Genomic DNA, 23,250 nt, shown 5'->3' on the forward strand with positions numbered 1-23,250 from the left:
AACCGCCCATACCGCCGCAGAAGCGCAGGTGAGCGGGACCCGCGCCACAGACAGTCATCCCATCCACAGATACGATCGGGGGACCCTCAACGCAGCGCTCGACCAGAAAGTAGTCGATCGCTGACTGGCCGTCGCGTACAGAGAGGTAACGACGATGACCACGCAGCACCCCTCCCACCTTCCGCAGTCGCTGGAGGTGGCCCCTGAAGCACCGGACCGCAACCTGGCCCTGGAGCTCGTCCGGGTGACCGAGGCGGCGGCCATGGCAGCCGGCCGCTGGGTCGGCCGGGGCGACAAGAACGGCGCCGACGGCGCCGCCGTGAAGGCTATGCGGACCCTCGTCTCCACCGTCTCGATGAACGGCATCGTCGTCATCGGCGAGGGCGAGAAGGACGAAGCCCCGATGCTCTACAACGGCGAGCGGGTCGGCGACGGCACCGGCGCCGAGTGCGACGTCGCCGTGGACCCGGTGGACGGCACCACGCTGACCGCCAAGGGCATGGCCAACGCGGTCGCCGTGCTGGCCGTGGCCGACCGCGGCACCATGTTCGACCCCAGCGCCGTCTTCTACATGGACAAGCTGGTGGCCGGACCCGAGGCCGCCGAGTTCGTCGACATCACCGCCCCGCCCGCGGTCAACATCCGCCGCGTCGCCAAGGCCAAGGGCAGCTCCGTCGAGGACGTCACCGTGATGATCCTGGACCGGCCCCGCCACCAGAACCTGGTCCGCGAGGTGCGCGAGGCCGGCGCCCGGATCAAGTTCATCTCCGACGGCGACGTGGCCGGCGCGATCATGACCGCCCGCGAGGGCACCGGCGTCGACCTGCTGCTCGGCGTCGGCGGCACCCCCGAGGGGATCATCGCGGCCTGCGCGATGAAGTGCATGGGCGGCGTGATCCAGGGCCGGCTGTGGCCCAAGGACGAGGCCGAGAAGCAGCGCGCGCTGGACGCCGGCCACGATCTGGACCGGGTCCTGACCACCAACGACCTGGTCAGCGGCGAGAACGTGTTCTTCGTGGCCACCGGCATCACCGACGGCGAGCTGCTGCGCGGTGTGCACTACCGCCACGAGACCGCCACCACCAGCTCACTGGTGATGCGCTCCAAGAGCGGCACGATCCGCCAGATCGACTCGGTCCACAAGCTGTCCAAGCTGCGGGCCTACAGCGCGATCGACTTCGACCGGGCGAACTGACCCGGCGCTCGCCCGCCGCCCGCTGAACATATCGACGGGCGGACCGGCGGGCGGACGGACGTACGGATGGACGGCAGGGGGCTGGGCGCGATCCGCGCCCAGCCCCCTGCCGCGTTCAGCCCGCTATCCGCCCGGGCTCGGCCACCCGCCGCCCCGTCACACGCTGACCGGGCACCAGCTGGGCCTCGGCACGCAGCTCGACCTCGCGGCGCCGGCGGCGGGCCAGCACCACCCGGCGCTCGGCGGCGGTGAGCCCGCCCCACACCCCGTACGGCTCGGGCTGCGCCAGCGCGTGCTCGCGGCAGGAGAGCAGCACCGGGCAGCGGGCGCAGACCTGCTTGGCGTGCGCCTCGCGGGCCAGCCGGGCGGCCGTCGGCTCCTTGGACGGGGCGAAGAACAGCCCGGCCTCGTCCCGGCGGCAGGCCGCGCCGGTGTGCCAGGGGTTCTCCTCCAGGTGGTCGAGCCGCACACTCGCGGGCGCGCTCAGCGCGGCGCCCCCGCGTCCGGGCCGCTCGGCGGCGGCCCGCACGACGTCGGTGGTGCTGGGCTCGATCGGGTGCAGCACGGCGACTCCTGACACAACTCGGGGAAGGCTCGCGTCACTGCCCGGCTGCCGCCTGAGTGCCGTACGACGCCGTCTGACCGCAGCCGTTCAAGAAAACGATGTGCCCGAGGACGTACCCCGCGCGATCCTGGTTCATGCACACCGTGTTCACCCAGACACAGCCTGCACTCGGACCAACCCCGAGTGCCGATCAAGGAGTTGACGGAACGTGAGGTTCCGCACCGCCGCGGCGCCGCTCAGTCGTCGAGTTGCTTGCGCACCCACTCCTTGAGCTTCTTGCCCCGGCGCGGCTTGGCTTCGACCCCGCCGAAGATCGCCGCGCCCTTCACCCGCACCACCGGGGCGTACGGGTCGGCCGCGATCTGCTCGCGCACGTCGAAGCCGCCGAAGATGCCCGACCCGGCACCGACCAGCGTCACGTTCTCCGGCACCCGGATCGACACCCCGCCGAAGACCGCGGTGACCTCGATCACCACCTCGGGCGACTCGAAGACCGCGTCACTCAGGTCCAGTTCCACCCCGCCGAAGACGGAGGTCACCCGCACGTGCGGGCCGACCCGCCACCTCCCCTTGCGGGCGGCGCCGCCGAAGACCGCGACCAGGGAACCCGACTCCAGGCGGGCCGGGGCCTGCGGCGCGACGGCCGGCCGCTCGGCCCCGGCCGGGCCCGGGCGGTGGGCGGGCAGGTCCCGGGTGAGCGGTACCAGCTCCCCCAGCGTCTTGGCGCCGTAGGCCGCCTCGATCCGCTCGGAGTGCTCCTCCACGCTCAGCCGCCCTTCGGCGTACGCGTCGCGCAGCAGCTCCGCGATCCGCTCGCGGTCGGCGTCGGAGGCGCGCAGCTCGGCTTCGGCGACCCTGCTCTCGGGCCGCGCCACGGGCGCGGGTTCGGTCTTGCGCAGCGGCACCGGCTGCGCGTCGCTGGGCTGTTCGGACGGCTCGGGTGACGGCGAGTTCTCCACGCCGCCCAGCCTAGGGGCTTCGCTCTGTGCGAACGAGGGGTCTCAGGGTCCTCTCCGGGTGCTCTCCGGGTCGCCGCCCCGAGCCTCAGGGTCGGCGTGACGCCCATCACCCCCGCTCACCCGCCCGCACCCCGCGGCGCCGCCGGCTCTAACCTGGAAGGCGCTTCGCCGACGCAGCACCATCAATCCGTGAAGGACCTCGCATGGCATCCACGCCAGACTTCGCCTACTCCGACCTCCTCCCGCTCGGAGCGGACCCCACTCCGTACCGCAAGCTGACCTCCGAGGGGGTCAGCACCTTCGAGGCGGACGGGCGGCGCTTCCTGAAGGTGGAGCCCGAGGCCCTGCGGCTGCTCACCGCCGAGGCGATGCACGACATCTCGCACTACCTGCGCCCCGCGCACCTGGCGCAGCTGCGCCGGATCCTGGACGACCCCGAGGCGAGCCCCAACGACCGCTTCGTGGCGCTGGACCTGCTGAAGAACGTCAACATCTCGGCCGGCGGCATCCTGCCGATGTGCCAGGACACCGGCACCGCGATCGTGATGGGCAAGCGCGGGCAGAACGTGCTGACGCAGGGGGGCGACGAGGCCGCCATCGCGCGCGGCGTCTTCGACGCGTACACCAAGCTCAACCTGCGCTACTCGCAGATGGCCCCGCTGACCATGTGGGACGAGAAGAACACCGGCTCCAACCTGCCGGCCCAGATCGAGCTGTACGCGACCGACGGCGACGCGTACAAGTTCCTCTTCATGGCCAAGGGCGGCGGCAGCGCCAACAAGTCGTACCTGTACCAGGAGACCAAGGCGGTGCTCAACGAGAAGAGCATGCTCGCCTTCCTGGAGCAGAAGATCCGCGGCCTGGGCACCGCCGCCTGCCCGCCGTACCACCTGGCCATCGTGGTCGGCGGCACCAGCGCCGAGTTCGCGCTGAAGACCGCCAAGTACGCCTCCGCGCACTACCTGGACCAGCTGCCGACCAGCGGCGACGCGGCCACCGGCCACGGCTTCCGCGACCTGGAGCTGGAGGCCAAGGTCTTCGAGCTGACCCAGAAGATCGGCATCGGCGCCCAGTTCGGCGGCAAGTACTTCTGCCACGACGTGCGCGTCATCCGGCTGCCGCGGCACGGCGCCTCGCTGCCGGTCGCGATGGCCGTCTCCTGCTCGGCCGACCGCCAGGCGCTCGGCAAGATCACGGCCGAGGGCGTCTTCCTGGAGCAGCTGGAGACCGACCCGGCCAAGTACCTGCCGGAGACCACGGATGACCACCTGGACGACTCCGTGGTCCGGGTCGACCTCAACCAGCCGATGTCGGACATCCGCGCCGAACTCTCCAAGCACCCGGTCAAGACCCGCCTGTCGCTGACCGGCACCCTGGTGGTGGCCCGCGACATCGCGCACGCCAAGATCAAGGAGCGGCTGGACGCGGGCGAGGGCATGCCGCAGTACCTCAAGGACCACCCGGTCTACTACGCCGGCCCGGCCAAGACCCCGGAGGGCTTCGCCTCCGGCTCCTTCGGCCCCACCACGGCCGGCCGGATGGACTCCTACGTCGACCAGTTCCAGGCGGCCGGCGGCTCGATGGTGATGCTCGCCAAGGGCAACCGCTCCAAGCAGGTCACCCAGGCCTGCGCCAGCCACGGCGGCTTCTACCTCGGCTCGATCGGCGGCCCCGCCGCCCGCCTGGCCCAGGACTGCATCAAGAAGGTGGAGGTGCTGGAGTACGCCGAGCTGGGCATGGAGGCGGTCTGGCGGATCGAGGTCGAGGACTTCCCGGCCTTCATCGTGGTGGACGACAAGGGCAACGACTTCTTCGCCGAGGTCACCGACGGCCCGCTGATCACCAGCATCCGGGTCCGCTCCTGACGTTCCCCCTCGCTGACGCGTGCCCCGGGGCCGGCCGGCTCCGGGGCATCGTCACGCCCCGACCCCGTCAGGCCTGGCCGGTCTCGAACCGGCTCACCTTGCCGTCGGCGATCTCGAACCGCCACGCGGTGCGCATCTCGCCCCAGGTCTCGTTGCGGAAGTTCGCGATCAGCGACCGGCCGCCGTCCGACTCGGTCTGGACCTCCATGTGGCCGCGGGAGCCGAAGATCTCCCGGTCGATCCACTCCTGCAGCTCGCGGTCCGACCCGTCGTCGGACATCGTGGCACCCTCGGTGAGCAGGGCGAGGAAGGCGGCGCGGTCGTTGGCGTTGACCGCCGTCACGAGCGCGCGGACGGTCGGGTCGGAGAGCTTGGCGACGGCGATGGTCATTTGACAGCTCCTGGGGGCTGCGGCAACGGGGGTTGCCAGCACTCTCGCACGAGCGTGCGCACGGTCCGCGCAGCGGCACCGCGCCGGTCCCTCCGCCGGCCCAGCGGCGGGCCTGCGGAGGACCAGCCCGGTTCGGCAGGGCCGCCGTCGCGGCGCCGTTCGCCCGTACGGGTCCTCTTCGGCGGCCACTGCTGGCGCTGCGGGCGGCGCGGTGGCGATCATGTGAGTGAACGTCAGTTCCCCATGACCGCAAGGCAGGTGTCGCATGACCAGCAGCCCATCCCGTCGCCGATCCCAGCGCCGGCTCGCGCACCGCCTGCTGGTCGCGGGCGGCGTCCTCACGCTCCTGCTGTCACCGGCGGCGGCCGCCAGTGCCGCGCCGCCGCGCTCGGACCTCGAAGTGATCCAGCTGATCCCGGAGCCCGCGCCGCCCGGCGGGCTCACCACCGTGCACGGTTTCGTCGCCAACGGCGGCCCGGACACGACCGAGGCCCCGTTCACCGTGACGATCACGCTCCCCTTCGGCAGCTACGCCGAGACACCGTTCTTCCCGAGCGACTGCCGGCCGAGCGAGGGCGGCCACAGCGTGCGCTGCGTCTTCCCGGCCGGCCTGCGCCCGGGGCGCACGGCCACGGCGCTGATCCCCACCCGGATCGAGTCGAACGTGGAGCACCCCGGCCGGCTGACCGGCGGCCGCGTGACGGTGACCGGCCCGGACGACCCGAACCCGGAGAACAACAGCCAGCCGTTCGAGATCCCGATCTCCTGAGGGCGGGCGGAGACGACGAAGCCCCCGGGGGTACCGGGGGCTCTTCGCGCGTAGCGGCACAGGACAACTACGCGATGCAATCAGGCCAAAGTCGGCAGTCGCGAACAGCGTGTCACTGCGTGTTGACGACCAGGCCGAGCGGTTGGGCGGTGCCGCCACCGCCCGCCTGCGACGACGCCGCGGCCGGGGTGTCGCCCTGCGGAGCCGTCGGCTCCGCCGTGCTGCCGGTCTGAACCTGCTGGTCGGCTGCCTGAACAGCGCCCGTCAGAACGCCGTCCACCTCATCGGTCTGCTCAGGGAGAGCGATCGAAGTCTCGTTGTCGGCCATCGCCGGACCACCTCTCGGGGCGTCAGTGCTGAACCGCCCCGGTCGGTCTGGCCGCGGCGTGGGGACAGTATCGTAGGGCTCGTTAAATGTCTTATAAACAGCCCTCCACCTGAACAATCTGCCCGTTTTGCCCTTCCTGACCGGGCATTGCGGCCGGAGCATGGGGGGCACCACTTCGAGGTTCGAAGTAGCAGGCCATCGGGGGACCTCATGGAGCTTCAGGCAACGCCGCACAATGCCGTGCCGCGCTTCCAGGTGCTCGGACCCGTCCAGGCCTGGCGCGACGAGCAACCGCTCGCGCTGGGATCTCCGCAGCAGCAGGCCGTGTTGACCGCCCTCCTGCTCCACCATGGACGGCCGGTCACCACCCAGGAGCTGGTGGACGGGCTCTGGGGCGACCGGCCCCCGCCGCAAGCCGTGGCTGCGCTGCGCACCTACGTGTCCCGGCTCCGCTCGGTCATCGAACCGGGACGAGAAGTCCGAAAGCCAGCCGAACTACTGGTTTCGGTGCGTGACGGATACGCATTGCGAATTCCGGACGAATCGCTCGACCTGGCCGTTTTCGACGCACGGTCGACCGAGGCTGCCGCGGCCCGTCAGGCCGGCCAGCCGGAGACCGCCCACAAGCTGCTGACCTCGGCGCTCTCGCTCTGGAGCGGACAGCCGTTGGCCGGGATCCCGGGCCCGTACGCGGACTCCCAGCGGCAGCGCCTGACGGAGCACCAGGTTGCAGCCCGTGAGGAGTTGTGCACGGTCGCGCTCGAAATCGACCTGCACGCCGAAATCGTCGCCGAATTGACCAGCCTCACCTCCGAACAACCGCTGCGGGAGCGGCTACGGGAACTGCTGATGCTCGCGCTTTATCGGTGCGGCCGACAGGCCGAGGCGCTCAGCGTGTACGCGGCGACCCGAAAGCTGCTGATCGACGAACTAGGAGTCGAGCCGGGGGCCGCACTCGCCGCGATGCACTCCCGGATCCTCGCAGCAGACCCGACATTGATGAATTCCGCCCCGGAATTGGGGATTCCGGCCACCGAGGTCAGCGCGCCGGCGTCGCCTGCCCAGCTGCCGGCCGACGTCTCGGACTTCAGCGGGCGCGGTGAACTGGTAGGCGAACTCCGTGAGGTGCTGCGCGAGGCCTCGGGCCAGGCCGTGGTGGTGACCTCACTGGCCGGGATCGGCGGCGTCGGCAAGACCACGCTTGCCGTGCACGTCGCGCACAGCGTGCGAGCCGAGTTCCCGGACGGCCAGCTCTACGTCGACCTGCGCGGGGTCAGCGCCACACCGGCCGACCCGGCCATCGTGCTGGGTGACTTCCTCTTCGCGCTCGGTATCACCGAGGCTCCGGAGTCCTTCGAGCAGCGGGTGGCGATGTACCGATCGGTGCTGGCCGACCGGCGGATGCTGATCATGCTCGACAACGCCCATGACGCGCAGCAGATCACCCCGCTGATCCCCGGCGTGGCCGGGTGCGCGGTCCTGGCCACCAGCCGTTCACGGCTGGCGGGGATTCCGGGTGCCCACCTCTTCGATGTCGAGGAACTGACACCGGAGGAGGCGCTGGAGCTGTTCGGCGCCATCGCCGGCCGACACCGGATCGACGCTGAGCCGGACGCGGCACTCGCTGTGGTCACCGCCTGCGGCTTCCTGCCGCTCGCGGTCCGGATCGCGGCGGCCCGACTGGCGAGCCGACCGCGCTGGACCGTGGCGGACCTGGCCCGTCGGTTAGCCGATCAGCGGCGGCGACTGGACGAGCTGCAACTCGGGAACCTCGCGGTGGAGACCACACTCGGCCTCGGTTACGGGCAGCTCAAGCCCGCCGAGGCCAGGGCCTTCCGGCTGCTGGCACTGATCGACTGCCCCGACCTGCCGCTCTCGGCAGTGGCCGCGCTCCTCGGCACCTCGGAGGAAGACGCCGAGGAGGTGACGGAGGCGCTGGTCGACGCCAACATGCTGGAGTGCTTCACACCGGGCCGGTACCGCTACCACGACCTGCTGCGGCTCTTCGCACAGAAGCAGCGGGAGAAGGTCGCGGACTTGGCGGACACCCAGGCCGCGCTGCTCCGGCTGCTCGCCCTCCTGGTCGCCACCGTCCGCAATGCCACGCAGATCCTGGAACCCGAGGAGCAGCTGAGCGAGCCCCTCCAGGTCGTCACGCACCCCGGCGAGCAACTGGGCGGGACCGAGTCCGCGCGCGGCTGGCTGCGTTCCGAACTGGCGTTGATCCTCAGTACTATCGAGGACTCGATCGACGGGCCGGCGGAGCTTCGCCACCTGGCGATCGACCTCCTGGTGGCCCTGAACACCGTGGCCGAGGAGCCGAACCACGCCCAGCGGATCCAGCGCACGCTCGCGGTCGCCGAGGCGGCGTCCTCCGAGTGCGACGACAGCGACGCGCTCGCCCGGGTCCGCTACGCACTCGCCTTCTTCGCCTACCTGACCGGGGGCTATCCGGACGCGGAACACTCCCTGCGGGGCTGCCTCGCCCTGCTCGGGCGTCAGACCCCGAGGCTTCGGCTAGCTGCCTGCAGCCTCCTGGGCACCGTCCTCACCGCGAGTCGCCCCGCCGAGGCGCTGCCGTTCCTCGTCGAGGCCCGCGACCTGTCCAACGACCTCGCCGCGATGAGCAGCGCCGCCCGGATCCAGGGCAACATCGCCCGGGTCCACCTCAAGCTGGAACAGTGGGACGCCGCCGTCGAGTCGGCGGGCTCCGCGGTCGCCACCGCCCGCTCCTCCGGCAACACCCGTTGCCTCGCCGACACCCTCTACCAACTCGGCGTCGTCCTGCGGACCACGGGTTCGCCCGCCGAGGCCGCGACCCAACTGCGCGAGGCCCACCAGCTCTACCAGGACCAGCAGCAGCGGCTCTGGGAAGGGCTGTCGCTGGCCCGGCTGGCCGGCTGCCTGCTGGCGGACGACCAGGTGAAGGAGGCCGCCCAGGCTGCCGAGGAGGCACTGGTCATCGCCCAGGAGATGGACACCGCCTATGGTCAGGGCCTGGCCAACGCCGCCCTCGGTGAAGCGCTGCTCCGTCTGGGCACGCCCGCCCGTGGCCTGGCCTGCCTCACCGAGGCCCACGAGATCTTCACCAGGCTCGGTGTGCCGGAGGCCCATGCCGTGCGGAGCCTCATCGATGAACAGCACACCGAGCCCTCACCCACCACCGCGCCGTAGGCACCGGTCCCCCGAAGCGGGGCCCCCGTGCCCCGCTCCCCCGATATCCCGGTGTCCCCCTGGTTCCCCCCCTGGCGAGAAGCTTCCTCCCCCGGGCGAGATGACCCCGCAGCCCCCCGGCTGCGGGAACATCCCTCCGCGCTTCCCCGGCGCTGAGAAGACTCTGGCAGTCGGCGATTGACGTTCGATAAACGTCGGTCAACCGACCTCGCCCAGCACGCTGACCAGGCATACTGTCAGATCAGCGACAGGCTGGCCTCGCACCACCCCGCACGCCATGCGGCGTGCGACAGGGCCCGCACCACCCCTGCCCACCCCGGCGCGCTTCCGCCGACCAGGCATCTCACCGGTGTCGCACCCGTGGATCGGGCCCGATCCGCACGAGTTGGCCGGAAACGGACTCCACAGCACGGTGATCGCGCATATTCTCAGAGGCCAGGTGACACGCGCGGATCGGTGTGCCCGAAAGGACAGGGTTGGACTGAGTTGGGCCGGGTCGGGCTGACGGCTGGACGAGCGGCGCGGAGCGGGGCACGCGGACGGTGCGCGGCGCGACGGCCTGCGGCCAGGTGGGAAAGGTGCCTCGCAATCGTGACGACGGGACAGATATCGGACCCCGCCCGGGGAGGGACCGCCGGGCCTGCCCCGACCTGCCGCAGCGCGGAGCGCGCGTTGCAGTCGGTGGCCTTCGACGCGATCGGGGCCCGGTACAGCGAGGCCTTCCCCGCCAAGTCCGGCCAGCTCACGGCCGCACACCGGCTGATCGCCGAACTGGAACCGGGTGCGCCGGTGCTGGACATCGGCTGCGGCACCGGCGACCCGACCGTCCGCCAGCTCGCCGAGGCCGGCCTGCGGGTCACCGCCGTGGACCTCTCCGACGGGATGCTCGCGCTGGCCCGCCGCGCCCTGCCCCAGGCCGCCGCCTACCACCGGATCGACCTCTACGACCTGGGCACCGGACGCGCCGGGACGGCCTGGGGGGTGCCCGGTCTCGGTCCGGCCGGGGCCGGCGGCTTCGCGGCGGCCACCGCCTTCTTCTCCTTGATCCTGCTGCCGCAACGGGAGATCCAGGTGGCACTGCGGCGGATCCGCACGCTGCTGCGGCCCGGCGGTCTGCTGGTGCTCGGCATGGTGGAGGCCGACCTGGACGACTACCCGATGCGCTTCCTCGGCCAGGAGATCCGGATCAGCGGATTCCTGCGCGAGGAGCTGGCCGAGGCCCTGCACCTGGCCGGCTTCACGGTGGAGGCGCTGAACGGTCGGCCGTACGCGCCGGCCTGCATGGCACTGCCGCCGGAGGAGCAGCTCTTCCTGCACTGTCGCCGCACCACCTGACCTTCCGACAGCCCGCCCGTCACCGCCGGCCCTACCCCCGGCGCCACCCCGCCCCGACAACCAGCTCCGCCAGATCCGACCGTGAAGAACAGGCAGCCGTGCGCGACCTTCCCACCCCTCAGGCCGGCCAGCCGCCCGCCGTCCCGGCCCAGCGCCGGCCGCCGCCCGGGCAGCCCGCCGCCCCCGCGACGCCGTTGAACCTGCGGGTCCGGCAGGCCGTCACCGAACGCCTCGGCTACCTCAACGACGCCACCCGGCAGATCAACACCAGCCTGGATCCGGCCGCGACGGTGCGCAGCCTGGCCAAGGTGCTGGTCCCGGCACTGGCCGACGCGGTACTCGTCCACCTGCGCGAGCCCGTGCTCGGCGACGGCCACGGGCGCGCCCGCTCGGGGCCGGCCGAGCTGCGGCTGCACCGGGCCGAGGGCACCAGGCTGGGCCAGGGCCGGCGCACCGTCACCGCCGCGGCCGGCGGCGCGCTGGACCGGGCGCTGCGCGAGGCGGCCCCGGCCGGCCCGGTGGTGCTGGGCACCGCCGAGGGCGAGCGGCTGCGGCCGCTCTTCGCCGAGCTCTACGGCGCCCGCGCGCTGGCCGGCCTGGCCCGCGGCACGGCGCTGCTCGCGCTGCCGCTGCGCGGCCGGGAGAAGCGCGGCGGGCGGGACACCGACCGGCAGCGGCGGGCGGACTCGGTGCTCGGCCTGCTGGTGCTGGTCCGGCGGCCGGGCAAGCCGGACGACGACTACCACCTGCTGCACCCGCACGGCCGCCCGGGCGAGCGGGCCAAGGAGCCGGCCCGCTTCGACCCGGCCGACACCCAGACCGCCGCCCACCTGGCCACCCTGGCCGGCCTCGCGGTCGACACCGCCCAGCGCTACACCCGCGAATCGGAGATCGCGGGCAAGCTGCAGCGCAGCATGCTGCCCGCCGACCTGCCCCAGCCGCACGGGGTGCGCCTCGCCCACCGCTACCTGCCCGGCGAGGCCGACTCCCAGGTCGGCGGCGACTGGTACGACGCGATCCCGCTGCCCGGCAACCGGGTGGCGCTGATCGTGGGCGACGTGATGGGCCACTCGCTCACCTCGGCGGCCGTGATGGGCCAGCTGCGGACCAGCGCGCAGACCCTGGCCGCGCTCGACCTGCCGCCGCACGAGGTGCTCTACCACCTGGACGAGCAGGCCCAGCGGCTGGGACGCGAACAGCACCTGGCCACCTGCGTCTTCGCGGTCTACGACCCGATCGCCAACCGGATCGTGGTGGCCAACGCCGGACACATGCCACCCGCGCTGATCCATCCGGACGGCCGGGCCGAGCTGCTAGAACACCTCGCGCCGGGCGCGCCGATCGGCGTCGGCGGAGTGGACTTCTCCTCCCAGGAGCTGGACGCGCCGCCGGGCTCGGCCCTGCTGCTCTTCACCGACGGCCTGGTGGAGACCCGCCGCCGCCCGCTCACCAGCGGCCTGGAACGGCTGCGCGAGCGCCTGACCGGCGCGCACCAGCACTCGCCCGAACAGCTCTGCCAGGAGGCACTGCGGATCCTGCCGCCCGGCGACCGCGGCGACGACATCGCGCTGCTGGCGGCCGCCTTCGACGGGATCCCGGCCAACGACGTCGCGTACTGGTACCTCCAGCCGCGCAACGAGACCCCGGGGCGGGCCCGGCGGCTGGCCGGGCACGCGCTGCGCCGCTGGGGTCTGGACGAGCTGGCGGAGAGCACCGAGCTGATGGTCAGCGAGCTGGTCACCAACGCCGTCCAGCACGCCAAGAAGCCGGTCACACTGCGGCTGGTGCGCACCTCGGTGCTGCGCTGCGAGGTCGGCGACGACAGCCCGCAGCTGCCGCGCCGCCGCCGGGCCGGCCCGCAGGAGGAGCGCGGCCGGGGCCTGGAGCTGGTCGCCAAGTGCGCCGACTCCTGGGGGTCGACCCGGCTGGGCGGCGGCAAGGTGGTCTGGTTCGAGCAGCAGCTGCCGCCGCGCCGCTGCTGAGGCCCGGCCGGCGGGCGGGTGTCAGCCGCGCAGCCGCCGCCACAGCGGACGGGGGATGAGCCGCAGGCCGTGCGCGAGGACCCCGAGCTTGCGCGGGATCCAGACCACGCCGGCCCCCCTGGCCACCGCCGCCGCGACCGCGGCACCCACGGCCGGGGCGGTGGTGGCCGCGGGGGCGGGCGGCATGCCCTCGGTCATCCGGCCGATCACGAAGCCGGGCCGGACCAGCAGCACCCGCACCCCGCTGCCGTGCAGGGCGTCCGCGAGGCCGCGGCCGAAGGCGTCGAGGCCGGCCTTGGCCGCGCCGTAGACGAAGTTGGCCCGGCGCGGACGCACCGCCGCCACCGAGGAGAGGATCACGATCAGGCCCCGGCCCTGGGTCCGCAGGTGCGGGACGGCGGCGAGCAGGGTGGTGACGTGGCCGGTGAGGTTGGTCTCGATCAGCCGACCCGCCGCCACCGGGTCGGCGTCCAGCACCTGCTGCGGCGTCAGGACCCCGGCGGCCGAGACCACCAGGTCGATCGGGCCCAGCGCGAAGAGGTCGTCCACCAGGCGCTGGTGGGTGTCCAGCGCGGTGGCGTCGTACGGCACGGTGCGCACCTGGTAGGGCAGCCCCGCTCCGAGCTCGGCCATCCGCTGCTCGTCGCGGCCGGCCAGGACCACCTCGGAGCCGGGCGGCGCGTCCAGCGCCTTGAGGATCTCGTGGCCGATCTCGCTGCCGCCGCCGAGCAGCAGGATCCGGCCGGGAGGCCGGCCGGGCCCCGAGGCCGCGCCGCTCGCGGGGCGGGCCCTGACGGCGTGTTCGGTCGCGGGGTGTTCGGTCGCGGGGTGTTCGGTCGCGGGGTGTTCGGGGTGTTCGGTCGCAGGGTGCTCGACTGCCTCGTTCAAGGACACAGTCCCAGTCTCCGTCCCAGGTCGGATCGCATGGTGGCGGCGGGGTCCAGACGGGCGCGCACCGCACGCCAATCGTCCAACGGCCCGTACATCGCGTCGAAGGCGGCGCGCCCGAGCCGGGCGTCCTTCGCGAGATAGACCCGTCCGCCCGCCTCGGCGACCCGCCGGTCCAGCCGGTCCAGCACGGCGCGCAGCCGGCCCCGGGCCAGGGTGCCGCCCACCGGCAGGTCGACCGCCAGCGACCAGCCGGGCAGCGGGAAGGAGAGCGGTCCGGTGCCGGCCCGCCCGAACCGCTTCACGGTGCCCAGGAACGGCGCCGCCCCGGCCAGCCGCAGCGCGGTCAGCGCCTCGCCCAGCAGCCCGGCGGCCGGCTCGGGCACCGCGAACTGGTACTGCAGGAAGCCGCGCGGGCCCAGCGCCCGGTTCCACTCGCGCACCGCGTCCAGCCGGTGGAAGAACTCGGTCAGGCCCTGCACGCAGTGCCGCTCCCGCGGCGCCCTGCGGTACCAGAGCTCGTTGAAGGCGCGCGCGGTGAGCGGGGTGAACGGGCCGATCGGCAGCCGCGGCGCGCGCGGTGCCCGGGCCGGCTCGTAGCGCGGTTCGGCGTCCGAGGCCAGGTGGTCGCCCCGGTCCACGATCCCGCGCCCGAGCGAGCGGCCGCTCGCCGTGGTGTCGATCCAGGCGACCGCGTACCGGCTCGTCCGCGAGGCGCGGTCCAGCTCGTCGAGCAGCGCGTCCAGGTCGGCGGCCCGCCGCGAGGTGACCCGCAGCCGGTCGCCGGGCAGCGGGATCAGCCGCAGGGTGGCGGCCAGCACGATCCCGGTGAGGCCCATCCCGCCGACCGTCGCCGCGAAGGCCTCGCCGTCCTGCTGCGGCGTCAGCAGCCTTACCCGGCCGGTGCCGTCGAGCAGCTCGACGCTCTCCAGCCAGTCCCCGATGCTCCCGTCGGCGCGCTGGTTCTTGCCGTGCACGTCGCAGGCGACCGCGCCGCCGACGGTCAGCCGGCTGGTTCCCGGCAGCACCGCGGGCAGCAGCCCCAGCGGCACCACCCGCGCCAGCAGTTGGGCGAAGTTGGCCGAGCCGGCCGCCCGGACGGTACCGCCCGGCCCGTCCACCTCGACGGATCGGCCGGTGGCCGGCGCCAGCACCACCCCGCCCGCGTTCTGCGCCGCGTCCCCGTAGCTGCACCCGGCGCCGCGGGCCAGCAGCCCGCGCTCGCCGCACTCCGCGACCAGCGCGCTGAGCCCGTCCACCGTCAGCGGGCCGCGCACCTCGCTGCGGCTGCCGGTGCTGCGTCCCCAGCCCTGCAGCACGGTCCCGGTCCGGGGGTCGGCCCGCGCGGCGGACCGCGAAGGGGCCTGGGGATCGGCCTGGGGATCGGCCTGGGAGTCGGCCCGGGGATCGACCTGGGGCGCCATCAGATCGCCCCCGCTGCCACGAAGAGCACCAGCCATACCAACTCGCACCCCAGCATCGGTCCGTCACGGGTGATCAGGTCCTCGACGCGCGCCATGGTAGCCCGGCCGGTCAGCCGGTCGAACCGCAGCAGCGCCGCGGCCAGCGGGAGAACCGTCACCAGGTGCCAGTCGATCGCCCAGTCGGACCCGTTGAGCAGTGCCCAGCCCAGGTAGGCGCCGATCATCGCCGCGCTCACCGCGCGCTGCGCCAGGCGCAGGCCCGCCGGGGTGTAGCGGCGCAGGCAGGGCCGGTGGCCGGCGGCGGCCGGGCCCAGCCCGGCCAGCTCGGTGTAGCGCTTGGAGAGCGCGACCAGCAGCGCGCCCAGGCTGCAGACCAGCACGAACCAGCCGGACGGCGCGACCTCGGCGGCCGCCGCCCCGCCTATCGCGCGCAGCACGAATCCAGAGGCCAGCATGGTCAGTTCGATCACCGGCAGGTGCTTGAGGGTGGCCGAGTAGAGGAAGGACATCGCCAGGTAGCCGGTCACGCAGATGGCCAGGCCGGCGCTGGCGAGCGCCAGCGCGCCGGCCTCGGCCAGCGCCACGCAGGCCACCGCGACGGCGAGCGCGTGCCGCTCGGACAGCTCGCCGCCGGCCACCGGGCGGGCGCACTTGACCGGGTGCTGCCGGTCGCGCTCCGCGTCGGCCACGTCGTTGACGAAGTAGACGGCGCAGGAGGCCAGGGTGAAGACCGCGAAGGCGGCCAGCGCACCACCCAGCCCTTCGATCCGGCCGCGGTCGGCGGCGGCCACCGGCGCCGCGAAGACCAGCAGGTTCTTCGGCCACTGCCGGGGCCGAGCGGTGCGCAGCATCGCGCCCGGCAGGCCGAACCGGGCCGGACGGGTGGCGCCGGTGGGTATCGGTCGCAGTTCGGGGGCCGGCAGCACCGGCGGCTGGGCGGTCATCGGGCGTAGACCGCGGTGAAGTCGCGGCTGGTCGGCTCGAAGTACCGGTCGGCGGGCCGCTCCTGGTCGGGCAGCAGCTTGGTGGGCGTCAGGCTCGCCGGGTCGGCGCCCTGGTAGTAGTTGTACGACATCCAGGCCGGGTTGATGTCCAGCTGCATCGCCTGCACGCAGCCGGCCTGGTGCAGCAGGTCGGCCAGGGTGCGCACCGAGAGCGCGGGCCCGTAGACGTAGACCAGCCGGCCGTCCGCGGTGACGCCGGCGCCCGAGCGCCAGACGAAGAACTTGCCGCCGATGGTCAGGCCCCAGCCGCTCTCCACGTTGTGGTCCACGTCGTCCGGGACCGCGCCGTGGTCGACGATCAGCCGCAGGTTCTGCCGCACGCCCACCACGTCGGGCTCCATCGAGACCTCGTCGCCCCAGCTGCCGACCGCGGTGTGCCCGTCCTTGTAGAAGACCAGCGAGGCGGCGCCGTCGCGCAGGCTGCCGTGGGTGACGCCGTTGAGGTAGAAGCCGCCCTGCGCCTCGGCGACCTTGAAACCGCCGTTGAAGCTGGCCAGCAGGCCGCCGCGGGCGTCGGCCGGGATGTTCGGCGGCACGCCCCAGTCGTCCGGGCCCGGGTCCTCGGTGCCGGGGTGCAGCTGGAAGCGGAGCAGCCGTTGGTCCATCGAGACCACGGCGGCCAGGTAGGAGGTGTGGTCGCTGTCCGGGCGCAGCAGCGCGCTCTGCACCGAGGGCACGCCGCGGGAGTTGCCGATCACGTGCCAGACGCCCTCGCCGGGCAGCGGGTCGCCGGCCGGGGAGACCAGCGGGGCGGGGTTGATCGGGGCCAGGGCCGGGGCGCCGGGGTGCCGGCCCTCGGCGGCGGCCAGCGAGGCGGCCGCCGAGGCCTGGGCGGCCGCCTGGGCGGAACTCTCACCGCCGGGGTTGAGCGCGATGGTGGGCCGGCCGCCGACCTTGGGCGGGTTCATCTTGTACTGGGCGGTCTCCAGCCCGGTCACCATCGGGCCGAGGTGGTGGTCGCGGGCCCATTCCGCGATCCGGGCGACGGCACTGTCGTTGCCCGGGGCGAGCAGCGCGCCGCCGATCGAGAAGCTGAGCCAGGTCAGGAAGGCCAGGAAGAGGCCCAGCACCACCTGGACCGGGCGCTTGCGCAGCAGGCGGCGGGTGCGGCCCGCGCGGCGCGGGGCGGGTTCGGGGGCGTCGGGGCCGTCGGGGCCGGCCGCCGCGTCGGGCGGCGCGGCGGTCGGCGGGTGCTGGTCCGTTCCGGGTTCGGTCGACGAGGTCACGCCACTCTCCCTGCACTGGCGGCAGCGCCCGAGCGCGGGCGGGCAGCCCGGTGCGGCGGGGCGGACCGCGAACTGTCTGGCGTGCTCCAGCTCACTCCCGCCCGGGCCGCCCGGCGACGCGGCGACGCAGGGGTCGGCGGCACCCGCGGGGCACCGGGCAGAGCGTCAGCTGCCCTGACCGGGATGGGATGTGACGTCTCGTCAGACTCGTGCACGGCCCCCCGGGGATCACCCGGACGGGCGCACCCCTACGGGCCGACGATGCGCACCGGCAGCTCCGCGAGCACCTCCCGCAGCGAGTCGGCGAAGCGGTCGTACTCGGCGGCGCGGGCCGAGCCGGGGCGGGTGGCCAGGCCGATCCGGCGGCCGGGCGCGGGGTCGGCGAAGCGCACGGCGGCCAGCTGGTCGGTGCGGCCGGACTCCACCGCCAGGGCGGTGGCGGGAAGCAGGGTGACGCCGAGGCCGCCGGCGACCAGCTGGACCAGGGTCGACAGGCCGGCCGCCCGGGTGGAGCCCCCGCCGGCGTCGGCGCCCACCTCGCGGCAGAGGTCCAGCGCCTGGTCACGCAGGCAGTGGCCCTCCTCCAGCAGCAGCACGTCCAGGTCGAGCAGCACGTCGCGCGGGACGTCGGCGCGGCCGGCCAGCGGGTGCTCGGGCGGGGTGACCAGGACGAAGTCCTCGTCGAAGAGCGGGATGTCGCGGGTCGGCGCGCTGCCACCGGCGGGCAGCGCGAGCAGCAGCAGGTCGAGCCGGCCGGCGGCCAGGCCCTCCAGCAGCGAGCCGGTGCGCTCCTCGTGGATGTGCAGGTCCAGCGCGGGGTAGCGGTCGCGGACCAGGCGCAGCACGGTGGGCAGCAGGTAGGGCGCGACGGTGGGGATCACCCCCAGGTGCAGCGGGCCGGTGAAGGGGCGGCGGGCCGCCTCGACCTCCAGGGTCACCTCGTGCAGCGCGGCCAGCGCGCGGCGCGCGTGCACGGCCACGCGCTCACCCAGCGGGGTGATGATGACCTTGCGTGTCGTACGCTCCACCAGCTGGGCACCGAGCAGCTCCTCCAGCGCGGCGAGCGCGCCGGAGAGCGCGGGCTGGCTGGTGCCGACGGCCGTGGCGGCCTCCCGGAAGTGCCGGTGCTCCACCACCGCGAGGAACGCGCGCAGCTGCGCGACGGTCGGGGTGCGCGGCCTGGGGGAACTCGGTGACTGCTGGGTACTGATAACTCTCTCCGATCAGATGGATCGACTCTGGCTATTTCACTGATCACTGCAGGCTGTGTCACTGTTGGGTCACGTCGGGATCCGTCGAATCATAGGCAATCCGGACACACTCCCCTCATTTTCCACACCCAGGAGAAGCGAACGTGCTCACGATCGGTGACAAGTTCCCCGAGTTCGACCTCAAGGCCTGCGTCGACCTGGACGCGGCGAAGGCGTTCGCCGACATCGACCACAAGACCTACGAGGGCAAGTGGAAGATCGTCTTCTTCTGGCCGATGGACTTCACCTTCGTCTGCCCGACCGAGATCGCGGCCTTCGGCAAGCTGAACGAGGAGTTCGCCGACCGCGACGCGCAGGTCCTGGGCGTCTCCGGTGACTCGGAGTTCGTGCACCACGCCTGGCGCAAGGACCACGCCGACCTGCGCGACCTGCCCTTCCCGATGCTGGCCGACATCAAGCACGACCTGATGCGTGCCTGCGGCGTCGAGGGCGAGGACGGCACCGCCCAGCGCGCGGTCTTCATCGTGGACCCGAACAACGAGATCCAGTTCACCATGGTGACCGCCGGCTCGGTCGGCCGTAACCCCAAGGAGGTCCTGCGGGTGCTGGACGCCCTGCAGACCGACGAGCTGTGCCCGTGCAACTGGACCAAGGGCGAGGACACCCTGGACGCCGCCGCCCTGCTGGCCGGCTGAGCATGGCGCTCGACGAACTCAAGGCCGCGCTGCCGGAGTACGCCAAGGACCTCAAGCTCAACCTGAGCGCGGTCATCGGCAACTCGGACCTCCCGCAGCAGCAGCTCTGGGGCACCGTCCTCTCCTGCGCCATGGCCACCGCGAGCAAGCCGGTGCTGGCCGAGCTGGAGCCGCAGGCCAAGGAGCTGCTCTCCGAGCAGGCGTACACCGCCGCCAAGGCCGCCGCCGCGATCATGGCGATGAACAACGTCTACTACCGCACCACGCACCTCCTCTCCGACCACGAGGAGTACGCGAAGCTGCGGACCGGGCTGCGGATGAACATCATCGGCAACCCGGGCGTGGAGAAGATCGACTTCGAGTTCTGGTGCTTCGCGGTCTCCGCGATCAACGGCTGCGGCCAGTGCCTGGACTCGCACGAGCAGGTGCTCCGCAAGGCGGGCGTGGACCGCGAGACGATCCAGGTCGCGATCCGGATCGCCGCCGTGGTGCAGGCCGTCGCCTCGGTGCTGGACGCCGAGGCGCAGCTCGGCTGAGGCACGACCGGTCAGTTGTGGAGGGGCCCTCGCAGCGCGCGGGGGTCCTTCAGCATGTTCAGGCCCGCCACCGTCTCGGCGCCGAAGACCAGCGCGGCCCGGGGCGCGGTGCGCAGCCGCAGCATCTCGTAGAGCACGTCCGCGAAGGGCTGCACGGTGAGCGCGTGGGCGACCGCCCCGGCCTCGGCGCGCTCGGCGTGCTCGGCCAGGCGGGCCAGGTCGCGCAGCATCGAGCGGCAGCGGACGTAGGCCTGGGCCCGGCCGCGCTCCAGCACCGGGCGGTCCAGGCCGAAGATCCGGATCGTCTCGCTGCCCTTGGCGGTGCGCGGGCGGTAGGCGCCGGTGGCCAGCACCAGGTCGAGGTGGTCGGCGGGCTCGTCGGCGGTGGGGTCGATCAGCAGCGCCAGGCCGTCCCGGTCCATCGGGTAGAGGTCGCGCTTCTGGTTGCTGTTGCAGTAGGCGCAGGCCCACAGGTGGTTGAGCCAGTCGAAGGCGCGCTGCGGGGCCATCGCGATCGGCTGGAAGTGGTCGATGCTGGTGCCCTCGCTGTCCCCGCAGTACATGCAGCGGGAGAGCCCGGCGGCCATCGCGACCAGGTGCGCGCTCAGCTCGCGGCGGATGGTGCGGCTGTCGCGCCACAGCTCCCGGGCGCCGCCCCGGTACTGCGGCAGCCGCTCGCCGCGCGCCGACATCCGCTCGACCAGCTCCTCGGGTAACGGCGGGCGCTGCAGCGGGATCATCGCGGACGCCCGAGCCGGGCGGCGACCTCGTCGACCCGGGCGCTCAGCGAGCTCATCAGGCGGTCGGTCAGCTCCTGGTACTCGGCCAGCTCCTCGTCGGTGGAGTCGCCGGCCAGCACCTTGCCCTCCAGGTCGCCGATCCGGCGCCGGGCGTCCTCGGCCCGGGCGGAGTAGGGCGACTCCAGACCGAAGAGCTCGGAGAGCACCGCGTCGTCGCCGCTGCCGTAGACGATCCGCCGGTACAGCTCCTCGCTGACCGGCTGCGGCGGGGCCTGCTCGTCCAGGCCGGCGATCCGGATCAGCCCGCCGGGGTCGGCCGCCTGGCAGATGTACGGGCTGTGCGTGGAGACGATGAACTGCACCCGCGGGAAGTGCGCCGTCAGCCACGGCCCGATCCGCTGTTGCCAGCTGACGTGCAGATGGGCGTCGACCTCGTCGATCAGCACGATGCCGGGCAGGGTGACGGCGCCGTGCTCGTCCTGCGGGAGGCCGCCGTAGCAGTTCTGGAACTGGCGGACCAGGTCGAGCACCAGGGCGGCCACCGTGCGGTAGCCGTCGCTGAGTTCGCGCAGCGGGAAGTCGGGTCCGTCGACCAGCCGGTCACCGTCGCCGGTGCGGTGCACCCAGAGTCCGTCCGAGTCGACCCGGGAGACCGCGAAGCCGTCCGGCAGCAGGCCGTCCGAGAGCAGCGCGCTGACCACGTCCAGCGCCTGCTGGGCACCGGGGCGGCCCTCCAGGCGGCGCACGTGCTGGTCGATCAGCCAGGAGACGCCCTCGGCGAGCGAGGCCTCCTCGTGGAAGAGGGTGGCCAGTCGGCCGACCGGGCCGGCCGAGAGCATCAGCCGCTGGCTCTCCCCGGCCCCGCCGAGCAGCCGGCGGAACGGGCCGTAGCCGGCGAAGAACCAGCCGCGCGGATTCTCCGCCCACGGGCCGCGCTCGGGGCTGGCCGAGCCGAAGACCTCCAACTCGGGGCGCGGGCCGCCGGTCAGGTGGCTCCCCCCGGCCGGGGGCCGGGGAAGCGTCCAGCGCAGACCGAGGTGGAGGTCGTACTTGGGCGCCTTGCCGCTGCCCGCCAACCGGTCCACCGACCAGTCCGGGCGGACGAAGGCCTGCACCCAGCCGGTCCGCTCCCCCGCGCTCAGCCAGCCGGAGAAGTCGCTGACCAGGCTGCGTGCCACCGAGGGCCCGCCCAGTGCCAGCGCCAGCGCCCGCAGCAGCGTGGTCTTGCCGGCGCCGTTGCGCCCGGCCAGCACCGTCCAGCCGGCCTGCGGGAGTTCGAGCTGCCGGACCTCGCGGGCCGGTGTGAACCCGCGGATGCCCGAGATGCCCAGCCTGGTCACATACATGACGCCACTTTAGGAGCTGACGGGCTGCTCCGGGGAGGGGTCGGTCAGCTTCTGCGCCGATTGCGCCGCCGCCGCGTCCTGGGCGGCCTCCAGCGCGACGAAGACCTCGTCGGCCGCGGCGTTGCGCCGCCGCAGGTGGCCGACCACCGTGTTGGTGACCGCGATCAGCGGCACCGCGACGATCGCACCGCCGATCCCGCCGATGATCGAGCCCGCGGCCACCCCGAGCACCACGCCCAGCGGGTGCACCCGCACCGCGCGGCCCAGGATCAGCGGCTGCAGCAGGTGCCCCTCGATCTGCTGGACGGCGATCAGCACCACCAGCACCATCAGCGGGGTGTAGAGGCTGTGGCTGGTGACCAGTGCGATCAGCACCGCCAGGGTGCCGGTGACCAGCGCGCCGACCAGCGGCACGAAGGCGCCCAGAAAGATGATCACCGCCAGCGGCATCGCCAGCGGCACCCCCAGCAACTGGATCCCGATCCCGATGCAGAGCGCGTCGATGAAGGCGACGAAGACCGTGCCGCGCACGTAGGCGGTCAGCGTGGCCCAGGCCTTGGGCCCGGCACCGGCCATCGCGTAGCGGGACTGCTGGGGCAGCCCGCGCAGCACCCAGCTCCAGATCTTGGCGCCGTCGTAGAGCAGGAAGTAGGTGGTGAAGGCGCCCAGCAGCACCCCGGTCACCACCTCGATCACGATGCCGGCGGTGGTGAAGCCGAGCGAGGTGATCTGCTGGGTGTTGCTGGCGATCGCCTTCGTGGCCTGGGTGGTGAAGTCGTTGAGCTGCTTGTCCGTCAGGTGCATCGGACCCTTGAGCAGCCAGTTGTGCATGGTCTGCACACCGTTGGTGGCCTGGTTGGAGACCTCGCTGATGTTGGTGGTGACCTGCCAGACGACGAACCAGCCGACCAGGCCGATGCCGACCAGCCCGGCCAGGAAGGTGCCGGTCGCGGCCAGCGAGCGGGGCACGCCGTGCCGCTTGAGCCAGGAGACGGTGGGCTCCAGCAGCGCCGAGATCAGCACGCCGGCCAGCAGCGCGAAGGCGACCAGGCGCAGCATGTCGACCACGTAGAAGATCACGTAGAGCGCGGCGCCGAGCAGCAGCAGCCGCCAGGTGGACTCGGCGGCCACCCTCAGCCCCCAGGGCACCGCCTCGGCCGGGGTGGCCGGACGGCCCGGGTGCGGGTCGCGGTGGCGCGGCGGCTCGTGCGGGCCGGCCTCGCGGGGTGGCGGCACGGGCCGGGGCGCGGCGTCGAGGGGGGACGCGGCGTCGAGAGGTGGGGCGGCGGACGGGGCGGGCCGCGGTTCGGGCGCCGGGTCGACCAGCGCGTCGAGGGCCGGCTCGGGCCGCGCGGCGTGCGCTCCGCCGTGCTCCTCGATGGCGGCACGGCGGCGCTCGGCCAACCGTCCCACCACGGACGTGCTCCAGGAGACGACCTTGGCGGCCGTGCGGTCGCGCTGCCCACCCCGTGCCATGCGGCCCGTCCTCCCGGTTCCACCGCGGACCAGGCGCCACGGCGTGTGCGGTACGACGCTACCTGCCCACTTCACCCTTTCGGCGCACCGGGCCCGAAAAACACGCGAGCCCCCGGCCGACCCGGCCGGGGGCATCACACG

20 protein-coding genes are annotated in these 23,250 nt (G+C 73.2%); 8 read left to right on the top strand and 12 right to left on the bottom strand.

Annotation, left to right across the window (positions count from 1 at the left end):
* The first annotated feature begins 154 nt into the window (after positions 1–154).
* Positions 155–1,195, top strand: a complete 1,041-nt coding sequence (glpX, locus tag OG455_RS15925; protein ID WP_266294227.1) for a class II fructose-bisphosphatase — start codon at positions 155–157, stop codon at positions 1,193–1,195.
* Between the two features lie 115 nt (positions 1,196–1,310).
* Here the strand turns inward: glpX and OG455_RS15930 are convergent, their stop codons facing one another.
* Together OG455_RS15930 and OG455_RS15935 are read right to left on the bottom strand one after the other, a co-directional pair.
* On the bottom strand, positions 1,311–1,682 hold the full coding sequence (locus OG455_RS15930; RefSeq protein WP_266300815.1) for a WhiB family transcriptional regulator: 372 nt from the start codon (positions 1,680–1,682) through the stop codon (positions 1,311–1,313).
* Between the two features lie 314 nt (positions 1,683–1,996).
* Positions 1,997–2,659, bottom strand: a complete 663-nt coding sequence (locus tag OG455_RS15935) for a DUF1707 domain-containing protein (RefSeq protein WP_266300816.1) — start codon at positions 2,657–2,659, stop codon at positions 1,997–1,999.
* A gap of 263 nt (positions 2,660–2,922) precedes the next feature.
* On the opposite strand from OG455_RS15935, the gene OG455_RS15940 reads away from it, so the two are divergent.
* Positions 2,923–4,584, top strand: coding sequence for a fumarate hydratase (locus OG455_RS15940; protein WP_266294229.1), 1,662 nt, complete (start codon positions 2,923–2,925; stop codon positions 4,582–4,584).
* 67 nt (positions 4,585–4,651) lie between these two features.
* Here OG455_RS15940 and OG455_RS15945 read toward each other — a convergent pair whose 3' ends face one another.
* Positions 4,652–4,975 carry a nuclear transport factor 2 family protein gene (locus tag OG455_RS15945; RefSeq protein WP_266294231.1) on the bottom strand — a complete coding sequence of 108 codons (324 nt, stop codon included), beginning with the start codon at positions 4,973–4,975 and terminating at the stop codon, positions 4,652–4,654.
* Positions 4,976–5,240: 265 nt separating this feature from the next.
* Between OG455_RS15945 and OG455_RS15950 the strand changes: the two genes are divergently transcribed.
* Positions 5,241–5,744, top strand: coding sequence for a hypothetical protein (locus tag OG455_RS15950; RefSeq protein ID WP_266294233.1), 504 nt, complete (start codon positions 5,241–5,243; stop codon positions 5,742–5,744).
* A 112-nt stretch (positions 5,745–5,856) separates the two neighbouring features.
* Here OG455_RS15950 and OG455_RS15955 read toward each other — a convergent pair whose 3' ends face one another.
* Complete coding sequence (locus OG455_RS15955) at positions 5,857–6,072, bottom strand: hypothetical protein (RefSeq protein WP_266294235.1); 216 nt, start codon at positions 6,070–6,072, stop codon at positions 5,857–5,859.
* A 210-nt stretch (positions 6,073–6,282) separates the two neighbouring features.
* Here OG455_RS15955 and OG455_RS15960 point away from each other — a divergent pair, with 210 nt between their 5' ends.
* From OG455_RS15960 to OG455_RS15970, 3 genes are all read left to right on the top strand, one after another.
* Positions 6,283–9,246, top strand: coding sequence for an AfsR/SARP family transcriptional regulator (locus OG455_RS15960; RefSeq protein WP_266294237.1), 2,964 nt, complete (start codon positions 6,283–6,285; stop codon positions 9,244–9,246).
* Positions 9,247–9,837: 591 nt separating this feature from the next.
* Complete coding sequence (locus OG455_RS15965) at positions 9,838–10,581, top strand: methyltransferase domain-containing protein (protein WP_323185517.1); 744 nt, start codon at positions 9,838–9,840, stop codon at positions 10,579–10,581.
* Positions 10,582–10,679: 98 nt separating this feature from the next.
* Positions 10,680–12,563 (top strand): ATP-binding SpoIIE family protein phosphatase, encoded by a 1,884-nt coding sequence (locus OG455_RS15970; protein WP_266294239.1) that lies wholly within the window; start codon positions 10,680–10,682, stop codon positions 12,561–12,563.
* 21 nt (positions 12,564–12,584) lie between these two features.
* Here OG455_RS15970 and OG455_RS15975 read toward each other — a convergent pair whose 3' ends face one another.
* The 5 genes from OG455_RS15975 to OG455_RS15995 form a co-directional block, all read right to left on the bottom strand.
* Positions 12,585–13,457, bottom strand: coding sequence for an SDR family NAD(P)-dependent oxidoreductase (locus tag OG455_RS15975; protein ID WP_266294241.1), 873 nt, complete (start codon positions 13,455–13,457; stop codon positions 12,585–12,587).
* Positions 13,448–14,875, bottom strand: a complete 1,428-nt coding sequence (locus tag OG455_RS15980; protein ID WP_266294243.1) for an FAD-binding protein — start codon at positions 14,873–14,875, stop codon at positions 13,448–13,450. The genes OG455_RS15975 and OG455_RS15980 overlap by 10 nt, the downstream gene beginning before the upstream one ends.
* A complete protein-coding gene (locus tag OG455_RS15985) occupies positions 14,875–15,819 on the bottom strand; it encodes a decaprenyl-phosphate phosphoribosyltransferase (protein ID WP_266294245.1) in 945 nt (314 codons plus the stop codon). Before OG455_RS15985 ends, OG455_RS15980 begins: the two co-directional genes overlap by 1 nt.
* On the bottom strand, positions 15,816–17,105 hold the full coding sequence (locus OG455_RS15990) for a phosphodiester glycosidase family protein (RefSeq protein WP_266294247.1): 1,290 nt from the start codon (positions 17,103–17,105) through the stop codon (positions 15,816–15,818). Before OG455_RS15990 ends, OG455_RS15985 begins: the two co-directional genes overlap by 4 nt.
* Positions 17,106–17,353: 248 nt before the next feature.
* Positions 17,354–18,316, bottom strand: a complete 963-nt coding sequence (locus OG455_RS15995) for a LysR substrate-binding domain-containing protein (protein WP_266300818.1) — start codon at positions 18,314–18,316, stop codon at positions 17,354–17,356.
* 143 nt (positions 18,317–18,459) lie between these two features.
* Between OG455_RS15995 and OG455_RS16000 the strand changes: the two genes are divergently transcribed.
* On the top strand, positions 18,460–19,011 hold the full coding sequence (locus tag OG455_RS16000; RefSeq protein ID WP_266294249.1) for a peroxiredoxin: 552 nt from the start codon (positions 18,460–18,462) through the stop codon (positions 19,009–19,011).
* Between the two features lie 2 nt (positions 19,012–19,013).
* The gene (locus OG455_RS16005) at positions 19,014–19,547 is read left to right on the top strand and encodes a carboxymuconolactone decarboxylase family protein (protein ID WP_266294251.1); all 534 of its coding nucleotides are present in this window, start codon (positions 19,014–19,016) and stop codon (positions 19,545–19,547) included.
* A gap of 11 nt (positions 19,548–19,558) precedes the next feature.
* On the opposite strand, the gene OG455_RS16010 is transcribed toward OG455_RS16005, so the two are convergent.
* From OG455_RS16010 to OG455_RS16020, 3 genes are read right to left on the bottom strand one after another with little or no spacing between them, the layout of a single operon-like run.
* Complete coding sequence (locus OG455_RS16010) at positions 19,559–20,287, bottom strand: HNH endonuclease (RefSeq protein WP_266294253.1); 729 nt, start codon at positions 20,285–20,287, stop codon at positions 19,559–19,561.
* Entirely contained in the window at positions 20,284–21,633 is a 1,350-nt protein-coding gene (locus OG455_RS16015; RefSeq protein WP_266294255.1) for an AAA family ATPase, read from the bottom strand. Before OG455_RS16015 ends, OG455_RS16010 begins: the two co-directional genes overlap by 4 nt.
* A gap of 9 nt (positions 21,634–21,642) precedes the next feature.
* Positions 21,643–23,109: an AI-2E family transporter gene (locus tag OG455_RS16020; protein WP_266294257.1), complete on the bottom strand. Its 1,467-nt coding sequence runs from the start codon at positions 23,107–23,109 to the stop codon at positions 21,643–21,645.
* Between the last annotated feature and the right edge of the window lie 141 nt (positions 23,110–23,250).

Origin of the sequence: Kitasatospora sp. NBC_01287 (assembly GCF_026340565.1) — a bacterium.
Lineage (GTDB): Bacteria > Actinomycetota > Actinomycetes > Streptomycetales > Streptomycetaceae > Kitasatospora.